This window comes from Streptomyces sp. NPDC032161, from assembly GCF_040636995.1.
Lineage (GTDB): Bacteria > Actinomycetota > Actinomycetes > Streptomycetales > Streptomycetaceae > Streptomyces.
In genome coordinates this window covers 1-22,504 of the sequence record NZ_JBEZVN010000051.1, presented here as the reverse complement: position 1 = coordinate 22,504, position 22,504 = coordinate 1, and the positions used below count along the sequence as shown (strand labels likewise).

The window sequence follows — 22,504 nt, the reverse complement described above, 5'->3', positions numbered from 1 at the left end:
TCAGCGCCCCAGGTGCACGGAGACGTGCTTGCGCTGCGTGTAGCTGTCCAGCATGCCTTCGAGGGAGAACTCCCTGCCGATGCCGCTCTGCTTGAAGCCCCCGTAGGACTGGCCGAGCACCTGCCCGCCGCCCTGGTTGACCTGCACCCAGCCCGCCTCCAGGGCGTGCGCCGTGCGCAGCGCCGCCCCGAGTTCCCGGGTCCACACGAATCCGGCGAGGCCGTAGGCGCTGTCGTTGGCCATGCGGACGACTTCCTGTTCGTCCTTCCACGGGATCACGCACACGACCGGGCCGAATATCTCCTCGGCGGCGATCCGCCAGTCGTTGGACACGCCCGCGAAGACGGTGGGCTCCACGTAGTAGCCGCGCGAGAGCGGGCCCTCGGTGGGCGGCAGGCCGCCCAGGGCGACCTCCACACCCGGCTGCCCGATACCGTCGGAGACGTACTCGCAGACCCGGTCGAACTGCTTCCGGTTGACGAGGGTGCCCATGTCGCTGGCCTCGTCGAGGGGGTCACCGACCTTCAGCGCCGAGAGCTTGCCGACCAGCTTGCCGACGAAGGAATCGAAGATCGACTCATGCAGGAACAGCCGCGATCCGGCGGTGCAGGACTGGCCCTGCCGGAAGAACCGCATCCCCGCGATGGTGCCGTCGACGACCCAGTCCTCGTCGGCGTCGGGGAAGACGATCTGCGGGCTCTTGCCGCCGAGTTCGAGGGAGACCGGCACGATGCGCTCCGCGCCCTTCTCCATCACCCTGCGGCCCACCGCCGTCGAGCCGGTGAAGGAGAGCTTGGCGATGCCGGGGTGCGAGGTCAGCGCCTCGCCGACCTCGGTTCCGTACCCGGTGACGACGTTGAGGACGCCCTCGGGAAGGAACCGCTGGCAGATCCGGGCGACGGCAAGGACGGCGAACGGGGCGTCCTCCGCCACCTTCAGCACGAGCGTGTTGCCGGTGACCAGAGCGGGGGCGATCTTCAGCGCCGAGAGCATCAGCGGTGCGTTCCAGGGCACGATGGCACCCACGACACCGAGGGGTTCGCGCCGCGAGTAGTCGAGCACCTCGGCGTTGAGCGGGATGCTCTCGCCCTTGGCCTCGCCCGCCAGGCCGCTGAAGTAGCGGAAGCAGTCGACGAGGAACTGCATCTCGCCGCGGGACTGGGTCCGCAGGGCGTTGCCGTTCTCCAGCGACAGCAGCCGCGCGATGCGCTCCTGCTCGGGTTCCAGGGCGTCGGCGATCCTCCGGAAGAGGTCACCGCGGTCCCGGGGCCGCAGGTCCCGCCAGGCCGGCTGGGCGCGCCGGGCCGCCGTCACCGCCCGGTCGACGTCCTCGGCCCCACCGCGTGGGATACGGCCGATGACCGACATGTCGCGGGGGCTTTCGACGTCGATCCACCGGCCGTCGGCGGCGGCGGTCCACTCGCCGGCGATCAGCATCCGCTCGTCGCCCACGAAGTACTCGGCCTCTGTCGTGCTCTGCTGCTGAACGGTCACGGTTGCAGTCCAATCCGGGGGGTGAGGGTGGTCGTGGTGACCGCGGGCCGGGGTACGGGACAGCCCGCGGGGCGGACGCTCACGGGTACAGTCCGCGCTGCTGATGGGCCTGGGCCACCCGCTCGACGGCCAGAGCGGTCGCCGCGGTCCGCAGCGGTACGCCGAGCCGGCGGGAGTGGTCGAGCACCTGGTGCCAGGCCTGGAGCATCCGCTCCTTGAGGCGCGCCTCCACGTCCTCGGCGCTCCACCAGTACGCCTGGTTGGCCTGCACCCACTCGAAGTAGGACACGATCACCCCGCCGGCGTTGGCGAGGATGTCCGGCACGACGAGGACGCCCCGTGCTTCGAGGATCCCGTCGGCTTCGCGTGTGGTCGGGCCGTTGGCGCCCTCCACGACGACCCGCGCCCGCACGCGATCGGCGTTGCCGGCGTGGATGGTTCCTTCGACGGCCGCGGGCACCAGCAGGTCCGCGGACAGTTCGAGGACGGCGTCGCGGTCGAGCTCCTCGCCGCCGGGGAAGCCGACGACCGTGCCGTGCGCGTCGACGTGCGCCTCCAGGGCCGCGACGTCGAGCCCCGACTCGGCGCCGACCGCACCGTACTGGTCGCTGACCGCGAGCACGCGCAGACCGGCCCCGGCGAGGAAGCGGGCGGCATGGCGGCCGACCTTCCCGAAGCCCTGCACGACGGCGGTCGCCCCGGCCGGGTCGATGCCGCACTCGCGCAGTGCCGCCAGCGCCACGTGCACGACACCCCGTGACGTGGCGGTCGCCCGGCCGCGCGAACCGCCGAGGCTGAGCGGCTTGCCGGTGGTCACACCGAGCACCGTGTGGCCGTGCTGGAGGGAGTAGGTGTCCATCAGCCAGGCCATGGTGCGCTCGTCCGTGCCGACGTCCGGGGCCGGAATGTCCCGCTCGGGTCCGATGAGCGGGCTGATCTCGCTGGTGTAGCGGCGGGTCACCCGCTCCAGTTCGGACTCGGAGTAGAGCGCGGGGTCGATGCGCACACCGCCCTTGGCGCCGCCGTACGGCACGTCGAGAAGTGCGCACTTCCAGGTCATCCACATCGCCAGCGCGCGTACCTCGTCGAGCGACACGTCCGGGCTGAAGCGCAGACCGCCCTTGGCCGGGCCCCGGGAGAGGTTGTGCTGCACCCGGTGGCCGACCAGTACCTCGATCCGGCCGTCGTCGCGGCGCAGGGGCACGGCGACGGTCACTTCCCGGCGCGGCTGGGCAAGGAGGCTGAACATGCCGTCGTCGTAGCCGAGAAGCTCGACTGCGGAGGCCAGTTGGGCATGCGCGTCGGCGAGGGGGTTGGCCGACACGGCGGTGAGGGGCTGGGCCGTCGTGGTCATGGTGTCCCTCGCTCAGGCCGTGACGTAGCGGTCGGCGATGTCCAGCGCGGCGTCGATCATGCGCAGTCCCTCGGCCGCGTCGGCGTCCTGGATGTTGAGCGGAGGAACGACGTGGATGCGGTTGAAGTTGGTGAACGGCAGCATCCCCTCGCCCTTGAGGAAGGCCGTCAGTTCGGCCATCGCGGGGCTGGTGCCGCCGTAGGGCGCGAGGGGCTCGCGGGTGGCGGGGTCGCGGACCAGTTCCAGGGCCCACATGGCTCCCGTGCCGCGCACCTCGCCGACGCTGGGGTGGCGGTCGGCGATGACGCGCAGTCCGGGTCCGAAGACCTCCTCGCCCAGGCGCGCCGCGTTCGCCACGATCCCCTCGTCCTCCATCGTGTTGATGGTCGCGACGGCGGCCGCGGTGGCGAGGGGGTGGCCCGAGTAGGTGAGTCCGCCGGGGTAGGAGCGCTTGCCGAAGTAGGCGGCGATCTCGCGGCTGATCGCCACTCCCCCGAGCGGTACGTATCCGGAGTTCACGCCCTTGGCGAAGGTCAGCAGATCGGGCACGACCCCCGTCTCGCCGATGGCGAACCACGCCCCGGTGCGTCCGAAGCCGGTCATCACCTCGTCGGCGATCATCATGATGCCGAACCGGTCGCACAGCTCGCGCACGCCCTGCATGTAGCCGGGCGGAGGCACCATGACGCCGGCGGTCCCCGGGATGGATTCGAGGACCACCGCCGCGACGGTGTCCGGTCCCTCGAAGGTGATGACCTGTTCCAGGTGCTCCAGGGCGCGGGCGCACTCCTCCTCCCGGGTCCGGGAGTGGAAGGCCGAGCGGTAGAGGAACGGCCCCCAGAAGTGCAGCGTTCCGGTGGTGCCGTAGTCGCTGGCCCATCGCCGGGGGTCGCCGGTCATGTTCACCGCGGTCGTGGTGCCACCGTGGTAGGAGCGGTACGTCGTCAGCACCTTGTGCCGCCCGGTGACCAGGCGTGCCATGCGCACGGCGTGCTCATTGGCGTCCGCTCCGCCGTTGGTGAAGAACACTCGGTTGAGGTCGCCGGGGGTGCGCTCGGCGATGAGCCGCGCCGCCTCGCTGCGCGCGTCGTTGGCGTACTGGGGCGCGATGGTGCACAGGCGCGCGGCCTGCTCCTGGATCGCGGCGATGACCCGCGGGTGCTGGTGGCCGATGTTGGTGTTGACCAACTGGCTGGAGAAGTCCAGGTACTTCTTGCCTTCACCGTCCCAGACGTAGGGGCCCTCGGACCTGGTGATCACCATGGGGTCCAGGGTGTCCTGCGCCGACCAGGAGTGGAACACGTGTTCACGGTCGAGGCGGTAGGCCCGCTGAGCCTCGGATTCCGTCGCGACCTGCTGGGCATCTGCGTTGCTCATGGGATGTCCTCACCAGTGAGTTGGGGGAACGGGACTGCTCGACCCCTCCGTGCGAACGACTCTGCCGCTTCGGCCGCCGCCGCAGGACCGACACAGTGTCCGTTCCTGGCGCCGCCCCCAACACGGCGTCGGGCCGTTGCCGCGGTCGCGCGATGCGGTGCGGGTTCACTCGCCGTGCGAGCGGTGCGCCTCGTCGTCGGCGAGCGACCGGGCCAGCACGGCGACGTGCAGGGACGCGCGGATGTGCGGGTCTTCGAGGTCGACTCCGAGAATCGACTCGATCTTGGCCAGCCGCTCGTAGAGCACCGGCCGCGAGAGCAGGAGACGCTTGGCCGCGGCCGCCTTGCCGCCCGGTTCCTCCAGGAAGACCTTGAGGAGGGTCGTCAGGGACGTTCCGCGTTCCGCGTCATACGCCTGGAGCGGTCCGAGCTCGCGGCGGACGTACAGACTGAGCCGTTCGTCGTCGCGGAGCAGATGGACCAGGCCGCGCAGATGCACGTCCGCGAGGGTGATCCAGGGGCGCGCGTCGTCGGCCTCGGCCGCGTCGAGGATGTGCCGGGCGTCGATCAGCGTCCGGAACGTCTCCTCCAGCCGGTCGACGACCTCTCCGCGAGCGATCATCACGTGCGCGGCCTTCCGCACCTCCTGTGCGAGGGAGGCCGTCATCGCGTCCGGCGACAGGTTCCCGGGCATGCTGGTCAGGGCGATGACATGGTCGGTGTCCAGGCCGACGAGCATGGGCATCCGCAGGCTCCGGGACGCCTTCACCACGGCGGCGGCGAGGTCGGTCAACGACCACTGCCTCTCGTCCTGCGCGGTCAGCCGGCGGCGCAGGGCGATGGCGACGAACCGTCTCGACCGCACGGGAAGGTGGGCCGCCTCGCACCGTACGACCAGTTCGTCCGAGATGCGGCCGGAACGGAGTTCGGCGAGCAGCGCGGTGTGCGTGTTGCGTTCGGCGCTGTCGCGGGCCCGAGCGCGCATCTGGTGCAGCGCCAGAGCCGCCGCCGCGCGCTCGATCAGGACGTAGTCGCGGCGGTTCGGAAGGGTGTCGGTGAGCAGGACGAGACGGCCCCAGTCGTCACCGCGCGACCCGACCACCGTCATCAGCCACCCGGTGCGGCGGTCGTAACCCGTCCGGCCGGACAGCACGATCCCGCGCGAACGCCTTCCCCAGTCCCCGAGCACGGCGGCGGTGGACCGGCCCGCCGTGTCGTAGCCGATCACCTGGCACCGCGACGACTCCAGGACCACGGGGACGGAGGCGATGCGCACCACGGCGGCGAGGATCTCCTCCGGTCGCGCGCCCTCGACGTCCAGCTGCGTGAACGTCTCGTGGATGTACTCGCTCGCGCGGAGGTCCTCGACCTCGGCGTCGAGGATCCGCGCTCCGACCTCTTCGACGATCGCGGCGAAGCGGACTTCGCGGTGCAGCGCGATGAGCACCAGGTCCTCGCGCCGGCAGGCCGAGACCAGTACCTCGGGCAGCGAGGCCCATTTGCGTCCCAGCTCCACGACGAGACCGGCCGCGCCCGCGTCCGCGAGCGAGCGGACGTAGTCACGGATGCTCTCGGCGTCGTCGCCGAGGATGACGCCGGTCATCAGCACGACCTCGTCGCCGCGCAGCAGATGCGCGATGTCGGCCACCTCGGCCGGATGCAGCCATCGGACGGGACGGTCGAGCTGGTCCTCGCCCGCGAGTACCTCGGGGTCCGCCGTGGCGAGAACGGGCATCGCCAGTATCTGACGCACAGTAGGGAGCACGCGCTGCCTCCACGGTGAGGGCCGGAGGACCGTGCCGGGCGTACGTCCTGGTGCGGCGCTTCGGGTGCGCCGCGAGGGCGCACCCGAAAGCGCGAGGAGCGTCGTCGGCAGTGGTCCGAGGATGCGGGCGGTTTTCAGAAGACGACGAGGTCGCGCACCGCGTGACCGGCCTCCATGGCGTCGAACGCGTCGTCGATTCCGTCGAGGCCGACGCGTGAACTCACCATCTCCTCCAGCAGCAGACGCCCGGACAGGAACAACTCCACGTGCTGGGGCATGGCGAGGCGGAAGTTCTGCGCTCCCATGTACGCGCCCTGCAGGCGTCGGTCGTCGAGAAGGAGCCTGCCCTGCACGGGGAAGGTCTTGCCCGCGGGCATCAGGCCGACGATGGTCGCGGTGCCGCCCACGGCCAGCGCCTCCAGGGCGGCGGCCGCGGTGGCGGGTGCGCCCACCGCCTCGATGCAGTGGTCGACACCGCCCCCGGTGAGTTCCCGGATGGCCTCGGCGGCGTCGCACTGGGAGGCGTCCACAACGTCGGTGGCGCCCAGCTTGGTCGCGACGTCGAACTTCTCCGGCTGCCGGTCGACGGCGATGATCCGTGCGGCGCCGGAGATCCGCGCCGCCTGGACGGCGCTGAGGCCGATGCCGCCGCAGCCGATCACGGCCACCGTCTCGCCGGGGCGCACCTGCGCCTTGTTGAAGACGGCGCCGAGCCCGGTGGTGACCCCGCAGCCGATGAGCGCGGCCAGGTCCAGGGGCATGTCCTTGGTGATCCGCACCGCGGCGGATTCATGGACGAGCAACTGCTCGGCGAAGCTGGACACGTTGAGGAACTGGTGGACCTCGGCCCCGTCCTGGTGCAGGCGCGGCTCCGCGCCCGGGGCCCGCTGGCTGTGCGCGCCGGCGCACAGGTAGGAGCGACCGCTCAGACACCGTTCGCAGCGGCCGCAGAAGGTCGTCAGGCAGGTGATGACGTGGTCCCCCACGGCGAAGCCCTCGACCTCGCTGCCGACTTCGAGCACGACTCCGGCCGACTCGTGGCCCAGGACCGTCGGGCGCGGGATGTCGAACACACCGCGCAGGTGGTAGAGGTCGCTGTGGCACAGGCCGGCGGCCGCGGTCCGGATCAGGAGCTCGTGCGCCCCCACCCTGCCGACCGCGACCTCTTCGACGCGGAGCCTTTCCTGGCCGTCCCGCAGAACCGCGGCTTTCATCGTTGCTCTCCAAACTGTGGATGGCGTCCGTCGAACGGGCTGCACGCGCGTGCCGTCCCGTTCGACGGACGGGGTCGAAGGTCGAAGGTCGGGTTGGGCCGGACCGGGACAGCTCTCAGAGCGTCGAGATGAAGACGTTCTTCTTCTCGGTGAACTCCAGGGCCGCGTCCGGACCGAGTTCACGGCCGATGCCGGACTGCTTGAACCCGCCGAACGGGGTCTGCAGGCGGACCGCGCTGTTGTTGTTCACCGAGATGTTGCCCGCCTCCACGCCGCGGGCCGTCCGCAGCGCGCGCCCGATGTCCCGGGTCCAGATCGAGCCCGCGAGCCCGTAGTCGGTGGCGTTGGCGATCCGGATCGCGTCGGCCTCGTCGTCGAAGGGGATCATCGTCACCACCGGTCCGAAGATCTCCCGTGTCGCGCTCGGGGCCTTCCCGTCCCGCGACGTGAGCACCGTCGGGGCGAAGAAGAAGCCGGGGCCCTGCGGCGCCGCGCCGCGCACGAGGATCTCCTCCTTCTCGGTGACGAACGCGGCCACGCGGTCGCGGTGACCGGCGCTGATGAGCGGGCCGACCTGGGTCGACTCGTTCATCGGGTCGCCCACGGCCACCGCGTGGACCGCCGGCTTCAGGAGTTCCGCGAACTCGTCGAAGACTTCGCGCTGGACGAGCAGCCGCGACCGGGCGCAGCAGTCCTGCCCGGCGTTGTTGAAGACGCCCATGGGAGCGGCCTCGGCGGCGGCCTTCAGGTCGGCGTCCGCGTAGACGATGTTCGCGCTCTTGCCGCCGAGTTCCAGCGTCACCCGCTTGAGGTGGGGCGCGGCGCTCGCCATGACCTTCCGGCCGATGTCCGTCGATCCGGTGAAGACGACCTTCGCCACCCGCGGGTGGTCCAGCAGGGCCTGTCCGACCACGCTGCCCGAACCGGTGACCACCTGGACCACGTCCTCCGGCAGGCCCGCCTCGATCGCCAGCTCGCCCAGCCGCAGCGTGGTCAGGGGGGTCAGTTCGGAGGGCTTGATGACGACCGTGTTGCCGGCGGCGAGGGCAGGTGCCAGACCCCAGACCGCGATCATGAGCGGGAAGTTCCACGGGGCGATCACGGCGACGACGCCCACGGGCTCGTGGAAGGTGATGTCCACACCGCCGTCCACCGGGATCTGCTGGCCGATGAGACGCTCGGGTGCCGCCGCGTAGTAGTCGAACACATCGCGTACGCGGGCCACCGTGCCGCGTGAGTCGGCGATGGGGTGCCCGCAGTTCTCCGTCTCGAGCTTCGCCAGGTTCTCCAGGTCCGCCTCCACGACGGCGGCGAACCGGCGCAGCAGCCGGGCCCGGTCGGAGGCGGACACCGTGCGCCACTTCTCGAACGCGCGCGCCGACCGCTGGACGGCCTCGTTGGTGCGCTGCTCGTCCAGCGAATCAACGGTGGCGATCACTTTCTCGGTCGCCGGGTTGATGACGTCGAAACCCATCGTTTAAATCCTTTCCAAATTGGCCTGGTGCGAGGTTGTGCCGGCCTCGCTCCGCCCGCCGGCCGCCGCCGCACAACGGCCCACGAAATAACGGAAGATCTCGTCCGAGTTACCGACCTCCGGGTGCCACTGGACGCCCAGGATCCGGCCGGCAGAGTCCTCGAAGGCCTCGACCGTGCCGTCCTCGGCCCACGCCGTGGCACTCAGGTCCGGTGCGAGGACGTCGACGGCCTGATGGTGGTAGGTCGGTACGTCGCCCCCGGCCCCGACGACCTGGTGCAGCAGGCTGTCCGGCGCCGTCCGCACGCGGTGCAGCGCGAACTCGCTCACCGTCGGGTTGTGCACGTCGCTTCCGACCTTGTCGGGCAGGTGCTGGGTCAGAGTGCCGCCGAGGACGGCGTTCATCAGTTGCATGCCGCGGCAGATGCCGAGCACGGGAAGACCCGCGTCGAGCACGGCGCGCAGCAGAGCGATCTCCCAGGCGTCCCGCTCCGGGTCGAACGGCCCGGCCGCCGCGTGCGGGGGTTGCCCGTAGCGGTCGGGGTGGACATCGGCGCCTCCCGCGATGAGGAGACCGTGCAACGAGGTTGCGAGCTGTCCGGCCTCCTCGTCCGACCCGCCGACGGGAAGCAGGACCGGCACCGCTCCGGCCTGTCGCACCCGGTCGGCGTAGGCGGTCCCGAGCAGGTGGGCCTTGCCGGACCACACGCGCCAGCGGGCGTCCTCCGCGGGAACCGGGATACCGATCAGCGGCTGCGGAACCCGGTCGTTCGCCGACGGATGCGCAGGGGCTGCCGTGAGATCAGCCATCAAGGATTTGGTCATACCTTAAGCTAAAACATGGGCCGCTGGGCCGCAATGGTGTGAACAAATAATTTCGAGCCCCTACACTGGCGGAAGGCAGCCGAGGGAGGACGTACGTGTCACGGACGAGGGACGACGAGACGGGGCGCGCGCCGACTTCCGCACCCTCCGCCCTCCCCGACAAGAACCCCTTCGAGGAGGCCCTGGCCGGCCTTGTCGCCCAGATCCGCACCGGGGCTCTGCCCCAGGGCACACGTCTGCCTCCCGAGCGCGATCTGAGCGAGCAGCTGGGCATCAGCCGAACCACCATGCGGGCGGTGATCAGAGCGCTGCAGCAGGTCGGCTACGTGCGCACCCAACGCGGGCGCGCGGGAGGCAGTTTCGTCATCTGGGAGCCCACCACCGACGCCGACCGGCACGACCGGCTGAGCAAGCAGATGAAGGAGCGGCTGAGGGACATGCTCACCTATCGCTCGGTCCTGGAACCGGGTGCGGCAGCCCTCGCGGCCGAGGCCGATCTGAGCGAGGAGCAGTGCGACGAGCTGCGGGAACGCCTGGCGGCCGCCTCGTCGGCGGGCCCGGCGTTCCGGCTCGCCGACGCCGAACTCCACGGCTGTATCGCGCAGTTGTCGGGCTGTCACGCTCTCATCGACGCGATCGCCAACGTCCAGCTCATCCTCAACGAGACGCTTCTGCAGGTCGTCCCCGTGATGGGGCCGGCACTCGATCACTCTCACGAGCAGCACGCGGCGATCGTCGACGCCATCCTGACGGGAGACGCGGAGCGGGCCCAGCGCGTCATGCGCGACCACGTCGGTGCGACCGCCGAGCTCGTCCGAAGCTTCCTCAGCTGAAACCCCGCGCTCAGGCGGGCCGTTGCGGAATGTGCAGGGCAACGCCGTGGTGGACGCCGTGATCCCGGATCACGGCTCTCCGCCCCGGCCCTCCTTCCCGGCCCGCCGCAACGTTCCGGCGCGACGACCCGGACCGGTCGCCGCGCCGGGCGCGGGTCGCGGCGTCACGCGTTCCAGGAGGGGTCGGGGCGGTGCCGAGCGGTCAGCCGGGCGCGCCAGCGGCCGCCGTCCCGGGAGACGGTGAGCGGCAGCCCGAAGCAGGTGCCCAGGTGGGCCGAGGTCAGCGTGCGCGACACCGGGCCGCAGGCGACGCTGCCGCCCTTGCGTATCAGCAGGGCATGGCCGAAGGAGGCCGGCAGTTCCTCCAGATGATGGGTGACCAGCACCGTGGCCAGTTCCGGGTACTCCAGGGCCAGGGTGTCCAGGGCGTCGATGAGCCGCTCGCGGGAGGGCAGGTCGAGTGCCGCACTGGGCTCGTCCAGCAGCAGCAGCCGGGGCTGAGGGATCAGGGCCCGGGCGATCCGGGCCCGGCTCCGCTCGCCCTGCGAACAGAGCCGCACCTCTTGGTCGGCCAACGGTCCCAGGCCCATCAACTCCAGCGCCTCCAGCGCCCGCTTGCGTTCGGCCGAACCGTACCGGCCGGGCAGCGGCTGCACCGTGCCGGTGATCCCGGTGAGCACATACTCGCGGACCGTCAGCCGAGCGGGGACGGGGGTGGCCGCCGACACATGCCCCACCTCGGCACGCAGTCCCCGCAGATCGGTGCGGCCCAGGCGGCGGCCGAGGACCTCCACGGTGCCGCTGCTGGGGTGCTGCACCGCGCCGGCCAGCGACAGAACGGTGCTCTTGCCCGCTCCGTTGTGCCCCAGCAACGCCCATCGCTCGCCGCTCCGCACCTCCCAGTCGATGCCGGACAGCAGGACATGGCGGCCGTGCGGGGTGTGGCGCCACAGGTGGACGGCGTCGAACCGCAGAACGGTCTCGGAGGCGGTGGCAGTCGCTTCCACGGGCGGAATCTCCTTGTTTTCGGAGGTGGGAAGGGTGAATCCGGTAGGGGACGACCGCCGCACCGGCCGAGTTCGGCCGGTGCGGCGGCGTGCATTGCTCTCGTCGAGCCACCCTCGGTGGCGGCCACGGCGGTGAAGTGAGGCCGGGGACCGATGACGGTCGTGAACCGATCGTGGGGATGCGTCCGAGAAGCGGCGGGGCGTTGGCCCGGGACGTCAGTCGGTCAAGTGCCGACGCCGTACCACCGCCACCACGAATCCCCCGACGAAGAACGTCGCGAGCAGTGCCTCGATTCCGATCGCCAGCCCCCGGGAACCCCCGATCAGCAGCGGGAAGTTCGTGAGGGTGAGGATCAGGCAGGTGAGCAGCCCCGCCAGCCCCAGCACGGGGGCGACCACAGTGGCCCAGACGTTTTGCTCGACCCGTGTGCGGCGGAAGAAGACGACCACGGCCAGGCAGGTCAGGCACATCAGCACCAGTACGCCGAGCGTGGCGGTCCCGACGAGCCACGAGAATATCTGGGTCACCGGGTCCATGCCGGCCACCACGAAGATCACCAACATCACCAGCGACAGACCACTCTGCACCAGCGAGGCGGTGTGCGGCGACCCGTGGCGGGGGTGGCCGCTGCCCCCGCCGATCGGCAGCGCGCCGGTGTTGGCCAGGGAGAACACGTAGCGGGCAGCCACGTTGTGGAAGGACAGGATGGCCGCGAAGATGCTGCTGACCAGCAGGAACAGGACGACATGCGAGCCGACGGAGCCGAGGTACCGCTCCACTGCCGTGATCAGCATGTTGCCCGGGTCGGCGTTCGCCTCCTTCACCGCCGCCCGGTCGCCCCAGGCCGACACCAGCGCCCATGACGACAACGCGTAGAAGCTTCCGACCAGCAGCAGCGCGAGGTAGGTCGCGCGAGGCACCGTGCGGTCCGGGTCACGTGCCTCGTCCCGGTACACGGCGGTCGCCTCGAATCCGAGGAAACTGGCGATCGCGAACATGAGCGCGATACCCGGCGAGCCGGATGTGATCTGGGACGGCTGGAGGAGCGCGGTCGACAGGCCCGAGTCACCGCCGCCCCGGACGGCCACCACGAGGTCGAACACCACCACGATGCCGATCTCGCAGATCAGCAGCACGCCGAGCACCTTGCCCGACAGTTCGACGTGCCGGTAGCCGAGCAACGCGACGATCAGCAGCACGGCCGCCGAGTACAGCCACCAGGGCAGGGTCACCCCGGCGTACTGGAACACCAACTCCTGCGTCGCCGCACCGACGTAGCCGTACACACCGAGCATCACCGCGCTGTAGGTGGCGAGGGCGAGATAGGCCGATCCGAGGCCCATGGGCCGACCGAGGCTGGAGCGGACGTAGGTGTAGAAGGCCCCGGCCTTGGGCACGTGGGGAGTCATTCTGGTGAACCCCACCGCGAACAGCAGCAGGGTCGCACAGCAGATCACGAACGTGAGCGGAAACGCGGCACCATTGCCGATGCCTATGCCCAGGGGCACCACTCCGGCGACCACCGTGAGGGGGGCCGCAGCCGCCACCACCATGAACACGATGGACCACACACCGAGATGGCCGCGCAGAGTGTGCGCCGGGCCCCCACCGGGGGATCCGTCCGCCCCCGGGACGGCTGGACTGCCGGATGCCGGCAGGTCTTGCAGAATTGCCTGATTTCTGACGCTCTCGGACTGATGACCGGCCACCGGCGAACCTCCTCGAATCCCACTTCGACACAGGAAAAGAAAGACAACGGAAGGGCGTGGACGAAGACAGAAGCGGATTTCGCAGGTGTGTCGCCCAGGGGCCCATTCCGCTTTCAACCGCGGCTGGACGGAAGCAAGAATGGTGACGTTGCTCAGGTATGCCGTCGGCCTGGAGAGCTTTCGACGCTCCAGATGTTTTTCGAGATGCTAGGTCGCGGTCACCGGTGCGTCTGTGTTCATTCCGCACATGCCTCGCGCATGAAGCGGGCACTTTGCACCTGAGGGCGGTCCCGCGATCCCGGGCGGGGCGCCCGGAGCACGGGCGTGAATCCGGGACCGCGGCTCAGATCACAGTTTGCCTTTTGCCCCCGCGACCGCGGCGGGGGTCGCCCCGTCGGTCAGTTGGGATTCGGCGGCCAGGGCGAGCCGCGCGGCCAGCGCGACCTCCCTCCAGTTGCCCAACTGGTCCACCGGCCGCCCAATCAGCTCTTCGATCCGCCCCAGCCGTTGCCTCAGGGTGTTGCGGTGAATGAACAGCGCGTTCGCCGTATCGGTCGCCGAGCAGTGGCTGGCCAGATAGGTCTCCAACGTCGCCGACAGAGCGGTGCCGTGCCGAAGGTCGTAGCGGATGACCTCGGAAATCCGGGTCAGGGCTTCCCGCAGACCCTCGCCGATGTCCATGGCGACCTTGGGCAGGAGCTGGAGGTGGGCCACGTCCTGGTAGTGGACCACTGGCGTGCTCTCGCCGAGCAGTTCGGCCCACCCCAGGCCCCACTCCGCCTTGTCCAGGGCCGCCGCCAGATCACGGGCGTCGCTCGCCGGCGGTCCTATCCCCACGGCGACTCCGCCGCCGACCTCCGAGCGCAGGCGCTTGACCGTGTTGCGGAGCGCCTGCTCGAAGGCCTTCCACTGCTCCGGTCGGGAGCGGATCAGCAGGGAGACCATGGGGGCCGAGGGGAGCAGCACGAGACCGTCCACACCGGCACACATCTCACGCAGGGCGTCCAGCAGCCGATCGAACGCCGCCGGGGTGCCGTACGCCACGGAGCGGATCCTGACGAGCACCGGATAGGTGGGGCCGGGGTGCCAGCCGAGGTCGCGCAGGATCCGTTCGGCGCTCTCGGGTGCGGGGGCCGCCGCCAGTCGCCCCGCCAGAGGCGTCGTCATCGCCGGATTGCTCAGCGAGGCGACCAGCGCCGCGGCCTGGGCCCCCAGGGCCTCCAGGATGCTGGAGTCGGCCTCGGTGAACGGGCGCCCCCGGTAGCAGGTGATCGTACCGAGCGGGAAGTGCGCTCCGAACGAGGTCGTGAACTTGTGCAGCTTCACCCCGAGCCTGTCCACCAGCGGGGGCAGGTCCGCCCGGGACTGCACGGACCGCGAGGCCACGGCGATCGACTTCTCCACGTGGTCGGCGAAGGCGATACCGGGCCTGTCATGCCCTCCCATCGTGTTGCGGTCGGCGATCTCGACAATGCACAGCACCGCGTCCACCTGGTCGCGGATCGACTCGGCGAGCACGTCGGCGCACCGCTGCCGAGAACTGGTGGCATCGGCCGGCACGGTCATCAGGAAGCGGGCCGCGGCGGACTGGCGGCGGAGATCCCTCATCGTCTCGGCGTGGACGAGGCCGCTGGCCAGCAAGCTGCCCACCTCGGTCGCGAGGTCCACGTGGTGTGTGTCGAACGCGCCGGGCCGTTCGGAGTAGAGGCTGAACACCCCCAGGAGATCCCCGCCCGGTACGGCGATGGGAACCGCGACCATCGAGCGGAACGCGTCCTCCGCCTCGAGGCCCGGGAACCCGACGAACCTCGGGTCGAGCTGGATGTCGTCGTGGAGGACCACCGTCTGCCGCATCAGCGCGGACCACCCGGTGATGCCCTCTCCCAGGCGGAGTTGGATCCGGTCGACGTGGGCGGCCACACGCCCCGTCGTCGCGACCCGCATCACCAGGCGTTGGCTCTCGGGATCCCACAGGTACACGTACGTTCCGTAGGCCTCGGTCGCCCGCATGACGAGGTCCACGGCCCGCTGGGCCAGGGCGAGGGGATCCCTGCCCTGGCTCAGCAGCCGGTTGAGCTCGGCCAGCATCTTGGCGCGGCGCTCCACCGCGACCAGTTGCTCGGTCATCTGGTCGAGATGCGCCTTGAAGGCTTTCGGGTCCGCGGAAGGGTTGTTCATGGAGGGACCCTCTCAGCTGCGGCCTGTACCGTCTTCCTCATGGCCAGGGCGAACTCCTTGGGAGCGTTGACAGCGATCCGGGCAACGACCCCGCCGTCCCGCTCCAGGGTATAGAACCCCGCCTTCCGCGCGGGTGCGTCCATCTGCTGGACGAGGGTCGCATCGCGCTCCGGCGTACCGAGGACCTGGATCCTCCTGCCGAACTGGTGGCTCCAGAAGTAGCGCGGTGTCCCGCCCACGGGTTCCGTCGGCTCCAGGCCGAGCAGGCGGCGCGCCAGGTGGCGTCCCTGGCGCTGGGCGGTGGTCCAGTCCTCCTGGCGCCGCGGCCCGGTCCCGTCCGCGTCCCACGCGGACACGTCGCCGATGGCGTGCACGTTCGGGACCGGCCCGGACGAGGTGACCAGGGCCGTTCCGTCGCCGTCGCACCGGATGCCGTCGGCGAGGTCGAGGCCGGATCCCGCGAGCCAGTGGACGGCGGGACGGGTGCCCACCGCGCTGACGACCAGGTCACCCGTGAGCGGGCCGGAGTCGGTCGACACCTGCCAGCCGTCGCCCTCCCTCGCGATGTGCTCCACCCGCGTGCCCAGGAGCAGCCCGACACCGGAGTCCCGGATCCACTGAGCCGACTCGGCTCCCAGGTGGCCGCCCAGGAACCGGTCCAGTGGCCGGTCGGCCTGGTCGACGACGGTGACCGCGCAGCCGGCGTCGTTGAGGCTGGAGGCCAGTTCCGTCCCGATGGTGCCGGCGCCCAGGACGATCACGTACCGACCGGGCTCGGCGAACTCCCTGATCCGGAGCGCGTCCGCGGCCGTGCGCAGCTCGGCGACGCCGTCCGGCTGACCCGGCAGCCGGACGGGAGCCGATCCGGTGGCGACCACGATGTGGTCGGCACCGAGGGTGGCGCGGCCGCCCTCCCCGGCCAGGGTGACCTCGACCGTGGAGGACGCGATGTCCAGCGCGCGGGCCCGCCCCCGGACCAGCTCGCAGCGTTCGTCCCACCACGGTGCCTGCGGACATGATCCACTCCCGGTGAGGAACTCCTTGGACAGGGGCGGCCGGTCGTACGGCGCGTCCGGGTCCTCGTCGACGACGGTGATCCGGCCGGTGAAGCCGTCCGCGCGCAACTGTGCGACCAGGGCGCCCGTGGCCACTGACGCCCCGACCACGAGGAGGTTGGCGGCGGCGTTCATGCCTGGTGGTCCTCCGTCCGCGGGTCCGCCGTGAGCTGGATCGCCCGCTCCGGGCAGTTGACCACCGCGTGCCGAAGGTCCTCGGTCACTTCGACGACCCGGTTCTCCTCCGGGACGAAGGCGTACCCCTCGTCGTCGATGTCGAAGATGTCCGGGGCGAAGGCGAAGCAGCGTGCGTGGCCCTGGCAGCGGGTCGAGTCGACAGAGACGTTCTGCATGGTGCTCACCGTCCGATCCGAAGCGTCAGCGGCCCGACGCCGTGCCACGGCTCATTCGGGTCGGCCAGCGTGAACTCGCCGACCGTGTTCAGGAACTCCTCCAGCGCGACGACCAGTTCGAGCCGCCCCAGGTTGGACCCGAGGCAGCGGTGGATGCCGCCGCCGAACGAGAGGTGGCGGTTGTCCTCGCGCTCCAGGTCGATCTCCTCGGGATGGTCGAAGACCTCCGGATCCCGGTTTCCCGCCCCGAAGACGAGTACCACCCGCTCACCGGCCTTGATCTGCTTTCCGCCGACCTCGGTGTCCCGCATGCAGGTACGGGCCATGGCCTGGACCGGCGACATGGTCCGCAGGAATTCCTCGGCCGCCGTCGGGATCAGATCGGGATTCTCGCGCAGCCGGGCCTGGGCCTTCGGGTTCTGGGCCAGGTACCACAGGCTGCAGCGGATCGCCCATGCCGTCGTGTCGAGCCCGGCGAGGAACAGCAGGTAGAAGAAGGACTGCAGCTCCTCCTGGGTGAGCTTGCGCCCCTTCATCTCCACGTTGAGAAGGTGGCTCATGAGGTCGTCGGAGCCCGTGTCCCCGGCGCGTGACCTAAGCAGCGCGTCGAAGTAGTCCATCACCTCCTGGCTGGCCCGCTGGGCACGCGCGTGGTCGTTCACCCGCTCGTAGATGACCTCGTCGATCCAGCGGTCGAACTTCGGCCAGTCCTCTTCCGGGAAACCGGCCAGCCGGCTGAACACGATGGTCGGCATCGGCCGGGCGAAGGTGGCCGAGACATCGACGACCTCCTTCGAGGCGGCCTCGGCGGCGAGCTCGCGCGCGGTGCGACGCATGCCCTCGCTCAGCTTGGCGATGGCCTTCGGGGTGAACAGCGGCAGGAGGAGTCGGCGGTAGTCGGTGTGCTCCGGCGGATCGACGTCGATCGGGATCATCGGCAGGTCGTTGCCGAAGTCGGGCAGGAGCATGCTCGGGGTGACCGAGAAGGTCTCGGGGTCCTGCTCGGCGGCCAGGATGTCGTCGCTCTTGGTGAGGAACCAGAAGCCACCCAGCTGCTCGCTCCGTCCCACCGGGCACTGCTCCCGCAGCTCCCGGTAGGTGTCGAAGATGTCGTCGAGCGCGGCTCCGTGATAGGTGAAGTTCTGAGCCGCTGTCGGGGCGTCGGACATGGATCGTTCTCCTTTGATGGTGCTTTCGAGGATGCGCGACTTCCCGCGGACGATGGGGGGAGCGCTGGCCGCGCCGCCCCGGCTCGCGGATCCGGTTCTCGTCCGTGAAGCCGTGTTCGGGGAAACGGGAGGGGCGGCGGTGGCGGCGTCGAGGCGTCCGCCCCGGACCTGTGGGAAGCCGGCCCGCGCCGGGGGTGGATCAGATGTGCTCCATGTACCGGGCGATCTCCCACTCGGTGACCGACGAGGCGAACTTCTTGACCTCCCAGCGGCGCAGGTCCGCGTAGTGGTCCACGAAGCGGTCCCCGAAGGCCTTGCGGGCGAAGATGCTCGCCTCGAACAGGTCGATCGCGCCGGAGAGCGTCGTCGGGAGGAGGTTGCTCCGGGCGGCGGGCAGCGCGTAGCTGTCGCCCTCGACGGCCGGGGGCAGCTCCATGCCCTGCTCGATCCCGTCGAGCCCCGCCTCCAGGCTGGCCGCGATCACCAGGTACGGGTTCGCGTCGGCGCCGGCGATCCGGTTCTCGATCCGGGCCGACGATCCGCTTCCCGGGATGGACCGGATGGCGACCGTGCGGTTGTCGATGCCCCAGGTGACGCCCGTGGGGGCCCAGTCGCCGGCGAAGGTGCGCTTGTAGGAGTTGATGTTGGGCAGGAAGAGCGCCGTCAGGTCCGCCGCGTTCTCGACGAGGCCCGCGAGGTAGCTGTTGCCCACATCGCTCAGGCGGCCCGGGTCGGACGGGTTCGCGAAGGCCGGGGTCCCGTCGGCGCGCAGGAGGCTCTGGTGCATGTGGCCGGAGGATCCCGCCCAGCCGGGATTCACCTTCGCCATGAACGCGGCCGTGAGTCCGTGCCGGGCCGCGAGTTCCTTCACCGTGTGCTTGAACAGCATCGCGTTGTCGGCGGCCTTCACGGCGTCCGAGTAGTGCAGGTTGACCTCGAACTGCCCCGGGCCGTGCTCACTGTTGCTGGCCTCGATGCTGATGCCGTACTCGGCCAGCCGGCGGCGCACCTCTCCGATGATGAACTCGTGGCCGGTGTCCCGGTACACGCTGTACGTGTGGTTCCCCTCGGACAGCGTCTCCAGGTCGCGCCAGCCGCGACGCGCCAGGTCACGCGCCGTTCCCTGGAACAGGTAGAACTCGAATTCATAAGCGGCGAGCGGTTGGTATCCCAGCGCTTTCGCGCGCTCGGCGGCCGACTTCAGGACGTTCCGCGGGGACAGGTCGAGCGACTGGCCGTCGCGCTCGAAGACATCGCAGATGACGGACGCCGTACCCGGTTCCCAGGGGACCACGGCGAGCGTGGACAGATCGGGCCGCATGTTGATGTCCGGGTAACCCGTATGGGCCCCGGTGTAGGCGAGTTCCGGAATCGGCTCATCCTGGAGGTCCCAGCCGAACAGGATGTTGCACAGGAAAGTCCCGTCACGCCATACACCGTTGAGGAAGTACTCGCTGGAGATCCTCTTGCCACGCCAGAGTCCATCCAGGTCCACGGCTCCGATCTTGAACGTATGAATCCCGTTCTTCTTGATGAAGTCGCTTATCAACTCCTGGTCAGCGGATTCATTGGTTGCTGCCATGGTCCCTCACTCCAATCCGAATGGGCCGTATTCCCGGCCCAAGGTTGGGCAACTTCGGTGCGATGACTTTAGGCAGGGGGGATCAATGCGTCTGTGTGCAGAACGCACATACTTCACCGACCGGGAGGGCGCCCCGCACGTTGCCCCGATCACCCCAACATTCGAGCATGGGACCACTGTTGAGGTGGTGAGGGCCCGTGTGCTCCGCTGTCGGAGCACGCTCGCTCCACCACCTCGCAGGACAAAAAATGTGCGATGTGAACACCGTGAGCCGCCGGGGGCGAGGCCGAGCGCACTTCCCCGCCTTTACGGGGGAAGACCCGCGGCCAGGTGTTCCGGACGGAATTCCGGCGGGTTTCGAGCACACCGCCGGGTCGGATGACGCGATCACCGCGGGTGCGGTCGGCGCGAGTGGAGGTACCGCATGACCTACGTGGTCACCCAGAACTGCTGCAACGACGCCACCTGCGTGTCGGTGTGCCCGGTCAACTGCATTCACCCCACGCCTGACGAACCGGGCTACGCCACAGCCGAGATGCTCTACATCGACCCGGACAGCTGCATCGACTGCGGGGCGTGCGCCGACGCGTGCCCCGTGGACGCGATCGTCACGGAATTCGACCTCACCGCCGCCACCGAGCCCTATCTGGAGATCAACGCCCGCTACTTCGCGGACCCGGCGCACAAGGATTACTCCGCGACACCGTACGAGGAGCGAAAGCCGAAGGTCGAGGCGTCGGAGCCGGGGCCGCTGCGCGTGGCGATCGTCGGATCCGGGCCGGCGGCCGGCTACGCCGCCGAGCAGTTGCTCACCCGCAAGGGCGTCGAGGTCGAGGTGCACATGTTCGAGCGCCTGCCCACCCCGTGGGGGCTCGTACGGTTCGGCGTCGCGCCCGACCACCAGGCCACCAAGTCGGTGGCCAAGCTGTTCGCCCGCACGGCGGGGCGCAAAGGCATGGATTTCCACCTCAACGTCGAGGTCGGCACACACATCACCCATGAGGAACTGCTGGCTCACCACCACGCGGTGATCTACGCCGTCGGTGCGACCGGCGACCGCAAGCTCGGCGTGTCCGGCGAGGACCTGCCCGGCTCGCACTCGGCCACCGATTTCGTCGCCTGGTACAACGGACACCCGGACTTCGCCGACCGCACGTTCGACCTTTCCGGTGAACGCGCCGTGATCGTCGGCAACGGCAACGTGGCCCTCGACGTGGCCCGGGTCCTCGCCGGCGACGTCGACCGCCTGGCGCGCACCGACATCAGTGACCGGGCTCTGGAGGCCCTTGCCACCAGCAAGATCAATGAGGTGGTCGTACTCGGCAGGCGCGGTCCCGCGCAGGCCGCCTTCACCACTCCCGAGCTGCTGGGCCTGGCCGAGGCACAGGGTTTCGAGGTCTGTGTCGACCCGAACGACGTCAAGATCGACCCGCTGACCGCGGCGGCCCTGGAGGCCGCCCCGCACACCATGGCGGGCCGGAAGACCGAAATCCTCGGCGAGCTGGCCGGGCGGCAACGCACCTCGGCGGGCAAGCGCATCGTCCTGCGCTTCCTCACCTCCCCGGTCGAGATCCTCGGGGAGGAGCGTGTCCGCGGGGTGCGCGTGGGGATCAACGAGCTCGTCGACTCCGGCGGACGGCTGGAGGCCCGCGCGACCGGCGAGACCGAGGACCTCGCGTGCGGCCTGGTGCTGCGGTCCATCGGGTACAAGGGCAACCCCGTGCCCGGGCTGCCGTTCGACGACTCCCGCGGCACCCTGCCCAACGACCACGGCCGCGTCGTGGACCCCGTCGCCCGCACACCGATCACCGGGGTCTACACCGCGGGTTGGATCAAGCGCGGCCCGTCGGGCGTCATCGGCACCAACAAGAAGTGTGCCGAGGACACCGTCCAGGCACTGTTCGACGACTACGCCGCAGGCCGCCTGGCCGCACCCGCGCAGGGCCGCGACGCCCTGCGTGCCCTGATCGCCGAGCGTCAGCCGGACGCCCTCGACTACGCGGCCTGGCAGACGATCGACCGCCACGAGCGGACCACGGCCAAGGAGCACCGGCGACCGCGCATCAAGCTGACCTCCGTCACCGACATGCTGCAGGTTGTGCAGGACGCGCGCGACGCGGCCGAATGACCGATCGCCGCACCGAGCGGTGTCCCGCCCGGGACACCGGCGATCACTGCCACGGCCACGGCGTTGCCTGACAGCGGCGGAGCGAGCGCCTCGGCGCCCGACGTCGGACGGGTGGCATCGCACGGCGGAGAAGCGCCCGCATACGAAACGTATGCGGGCGTTCGCGCTTTCGCTGCCACCGAAGGCCGGGCCGGCCGGCTACGAGCGGGGGGCGGGCGCGCCTGCCGACCCGTCGGCGGTGGCGTTGCGGCGGCGCAGGCAGACCGTGGCCAGGACGCCGGCCATGGCCGCGCCGCCGGTCGCTCCGGCGGCGGTCGGGTCGATCATCGGAACCGCTTCGGCGGGCTCCGCACCGCCGCACTCGGCGTGGCCGATGACCAGGTTGGCACCGTTCAGCGTCGGCAGCAGGGTGATGTGGACGGCGTTGACGCTCGGCACGCCGTCGGCGTCGGTGGTCTGCTCGTTGAGGACGATCGAACCGACGGCGGGGATGCTGACCTTGGTGTTGGCGGGGGCGTTGGCCTGGAGGTTGGTCGGGATTCCGAGGACGGTGATCGACCCGCCCGCGATCAGACCGCTGCCCTTGGCGCCGGTGGGGGTCGCCTCGCCGAATCCCCGGCTCTGGTCGGCCGGACCAACCGTGCCCAGCAGAGCTACTGGTACTGCACCCCGGCGGGCCTCGCCGAAGCCGCCGCCTCCGGTGAGCTCGCACCGACGGCCGGCCGGACCACCGGGAAGCGCGCTGCCGGCAAGACGAGCCTGCGCGAGCACGGCCTCGCCCTGGTCGGCACCGTCATCGCCTTCCACCAGGCACAGCCAGCCGACTACCCCGACTGGCAGGTGGAAGTCGCCCACCCCACCCCGGCCGGGAACCTGGTGCCCGACGGTGTGGTGAACCGCCCCGATTCGAATGGAGACTCGATTTCATGAAAGGATCGAGTCATGGCACGACCTTCCCGTTACCCGCTTGAGCTCCGCCGTCGTGCG

The 22,504-nt window shown here is 70.2% G+C and carries 17 protein-coding genes; 2 read left to right on the top strand and 15 right to left on the bottom strand.

Going from position 1 to position 22,504, the window contains the following annotated elements; translation table 11 throughout:
• The 7 genes from AB0E67_RS33955 to AB0E67_RS33925 all read right to left on the bottom strand — a co-directional run bounded on the left by AB0E67_RS33955 (window position 1) and on the right by AB0E67_RS33925 (window position 9,502).
• Window positions 1–1,494 (bottom strand): aldehyde dehydrogenase family protein, encoded by a 1,494-nt coding sequence (locus AB0E67_RS33955; protein WP_362034289.1) that lies wholly within the window; start codon window positions 1,492–1,494, stop codon window positions 1–3.
• A 79-nt stretch (window positions 1,495–1,573) separates the two neighbouring features.
• On the bottom strand, window positions 1,574–2,848 hold the full coding sequence (locus AB0E67_RS33950; protein ID WP_362034286.1) for a Glu/Leu/Phe/Val dehydrogenase: 1,275 nt from the start codon (window positions 2,846–2,848) through the stop codon (window positions 1,574–1,576).
• A gap of 12 nt (window positions 2,849–2,860) precedes the next feature.
• Window positions 2,861–4,225 (bottom strand): aspartate aminotransferase family protein, encoded by a 1,365-nt coding sequence (locus tag AB0E67_RS33945; protein WP_362034284.1) that lies wholly within the window; start codon window positions 4,223–4,225, stop codon window positions 2,861–2,863.
• A 165-nt stretch (window positions 4,226–4,390) separates the two neighbouring features.
• Window positions 4,391–5,977, bottom strand: a complete 1,587-nt coding sequence (locus AB0E67_RS33940; RefSeq protein ID WP_362034282.1) for a PucR family transcriptional regulator ligand-binding domain-containing protein — start codon at window positions 5,975–5,977, stop codon at window positions 4,391–4,393.
• 146 nt (window positions 5,978–6,123) lie between these two features.
• On the bottom strand, window positions 6,124–7,203 hold the full coding sequence (locus tag AB0E67_RS33935) for a Zn-dependent alcohol dehydrogenase (RefSeq protein ID WP_362034280.1): 1,080 nt from the start codon (window positions 7,201–7,203) through the stop codon (window positions 6,124–6,126).
• 115 nt (window positions 7,204–7,318) lie between these two features.
• Window positions 7,319–8,677 (bottom strand): aldehyde dehydrogenase family protein, encoded by a 1,359-nt coding sequence (locus AB0E67_RS33930; protein WP_362034277.1) that lies wholly within the window; start codon window positions 8,675–8,677, stop codon window positions 7,319–7,321.
• A 3-nt stretch (window positions 8,678–8,680) separates the two neighbouring features.
• On the bottom strand, window positions 8,681–9,502 hold the full coding sequence (locus AB0E67_RS33925; RefSeq protein ID WP_362034274.1) for a gamma-glutamyl-gamma-aminobutyrate hydrolase family protein: 822 nt from the start codon (window positions 9,500–9,502) through the stop codon (window positions 8,681–8,683).
• Window positions 9,503–9,597: 95 nt separating this feature from the next.
• Between AB0E67_RS33925 and AB0E67_RS33920 the strand changes: the two genes are divergently transcribed.
• A complete protein-coding gene (locus AB0E67_RS33920) occupies window positions 9,598–10,335 on the top strand; it encodes an FCD domain-containing protein (RefSeq protein WP_362034271.1) in 738 nt (245 codons plus the stop codon).
• A 164-nt stretch (window positions 10,336–10,499) separates the two neighbouring features.
• On the opposite strand, the gene AB0E67_RS33915 is transcribed toward AB0E67_RS33920, so the two are convergent.
• The 7 genes from AB0E67_RS33915 to AB0E67_RS33885 all read right to left on the bottom strand — a co-directional run bounded on the left by AB0E67_RS33915 (window position 10,500) and on the right by AB0E67_RS33885 (window position 19,389).
• Window positions 10,500–11,342: an ATP-binding cassette domain-containing protein gene (locus tag AB0E67_RS33915; protein ID WP_362034269.1), complete on the bottom strand. Its 843-nt coding sequence runs from the start codon at window positions 11,340–11,342 to the stop codon at window positions 10,500–10,502.
• A 216-nt stretch (window positions 11,343–11,558) separates the two neighbouring features.
• Window positions 11,559–12,914 (bottom strand): APC family permease, encoded by a 1,356-nt coding sequence (locus AB0E67_RS33910; RefSeq protein ID WP_362034267.1) that lies wholly within the window; start codon window positions 12,912–12,914, stop codon window positions 11,559–11,561.
• Window positions 12,915–13,400: 486 nt separating this feature from the next.
• Window positions 13,401–15,230, bottom strand: coding sequence for a GAF domain-containing protein (locus AB0E67_RS33905; RefSeq protein WP_362034264.1), 1,830 nt, complete (start codon window positions 15,228–15,230; stop codon window positions 13,401–13,403).
• Complete coding sequence (locus AB0E67_RS33900; RefSeq protein WP_362034261.1) at window positions 15,227–16,420, bottom strand: FAD-dependent oxidoreductase; 1,194 nt, start codon at window positions 16,418–16,420, stop codon at window positions 15,227–15,229. Before AB0E67_RS33900 ends, AB0E67_RS33905 begins: the two co-directional genes overlap by 4 nt.
• On the bottom strand, window positions 16,417–16,638 hold the full coding sequence (locus tag AB0E67_RS33895) for a ferredoxin (RefSeq protein WP_362034259.1): 222 nt from the start codon (window positions 16,636–16,638) through the stop codon (window positions 16,417–16,419). The genes AB0E67_RS33900 and AB0E67_RS33895 overlap by 4 nt, the downstream gene beginning before the upstream one ends.
• Before the next feature lie 5 nt (window positions 16,639–16,643).
• Window positions 16,644–17,807 (bottom strand): cytochrome P450, encoded by a 1,164-nt coding sequence (locus AB0E67_RS33890; RefSeq protein WP_362034257.1) that lies wholly within the window; start codon window positions 17,805–17,807, stop codon window positions 16,644–16,646.
• Between the two features lie 199 nt (window positions 17,808–18,006).
• The gene (locus AB0E67_RS33885) at window positions 18,007–19,389 is read right to left on the bottom strand and encodes a glutamine synthetase family protein (RefSeq protein ID WP_362034254.1); all 1,383 of its coding nucleotides are present in this window, start codon (window positions 19,387–19,389) and stop codon (window positions 18,007–18,009) included.
• 424 nt (window positions 19,390–19,813) lie between these two features.
• Between AB0E67_RS33885 and AB0E67_RS33880 the strand changes: the two genes are divergently transcribed.
• Window positions 19,814–21,517 (top strand): FAD-dependent oxidoreductase, encoded by a 1,704-nt coding sequence (locus AB0E67_RS33880; protein ID WP_362034251.1) that lies wholly within the window; start codon window positions 19,814–19,816, stop codon window positions 21,515–21,517.
• A gap of 198 nt (window positions 21,518–21,715) precedes the next feature.
• Here the strand turns inward: AB0E67_RS33880 and AB0E67_RS33875 are convergent, their stop codons facing one another.
• Entirely contained in the window at window positions 21,716–22,324 is a 609-nt protein-coding gene (locus AB0E67_RS33875; protein ID WP_362034248.1) for a choice-of-anchor P family protein, read from the bottom strand.
• Window positions 22,325–22,504: the final 180 nt, after the last annotated feature.

Bases quoted from the DNA above. Each gene is read 5' to 3' on its own strand.
- AB0E67_RS33890 (WP_362034257.1), bottom strand. From the start codon at position 17,807: ATGTCCGACGCCCCGACAGCGGCTCAGAACTTCACCTATCACGGAGCC.
- AB0E67_RS33930 (WP_362034277.1), bottom strand. From the start codon at position 8,677: ATGGGTTTCGACGTCATCAACCCGGCGACCGAGAAAGTGATCGCCACC.
- AB0E67_RS33885 (WP_362034254.1), bottom strand. From the start codon at position 19,389: ATGGCAGCAACCAATGAATCCGCTGACCAGGAGTTGATAAGCGACTTC.
- AB0E67_RS33935 (WP_362034280.1), bottom strand. From the start codon at position 7,203: ATGAAAGCCGCGGTTCTGCGGGACGGCCAGGAAAGGCTCCGCGTCGAA.
- AB0E67_RS33950 (WP_362034286.1), bottom strand. From the start codon at position 2,848: ATGACCACGACGGCCCAGCCCCTCACCGCCGTGTCGGCCAACCCCCTC.
- AB0E67_RS33895 (WP_362034259.1), bottom strand. From the start codon at position 16,638: ATGCAGAACGTCTCTGTCGACTCGACCCGCTGCCAGGGCCACGCACGC.
- AB0E67_RS33880 (WP_362034251.1), top strand. From the start codon at position 19,814: ATGACCTACGTGGTCACCCAGAACTGCTGCAACGACGCCACCTGCGTG.
- AB0E67_RS33945 (WP_362034284.1), bottom strand. From the start codon at position 4,225: ATGAGCAACGCAGATGCCCAGCAGGTCGCGACGGAATCCGAGGCTCAG.
- AB0E67_RS33900 (WP_362034261.1), bottom strand. From the start codon at position 16,420: ATGAACGCCGCCGCCAACCTCCTCGTGGTCGGGGCGTCAGTGGCCACG.
- AB0E67_RS33905 (WP_362034264.1), bottom strand. From the start codon at position 15,230: ATGAACAACCCTTCCGCGGACCCGAAAGCCTTCAAGGCGCATCTCGAC.
- AB0E67_RS33925 (WP_362034274.1), bottom strand. From the start codon at position 9,502: ATGACCAAATCCTTGATGGCTGATCTCACGGCAGCCCCTGCGCATCCG.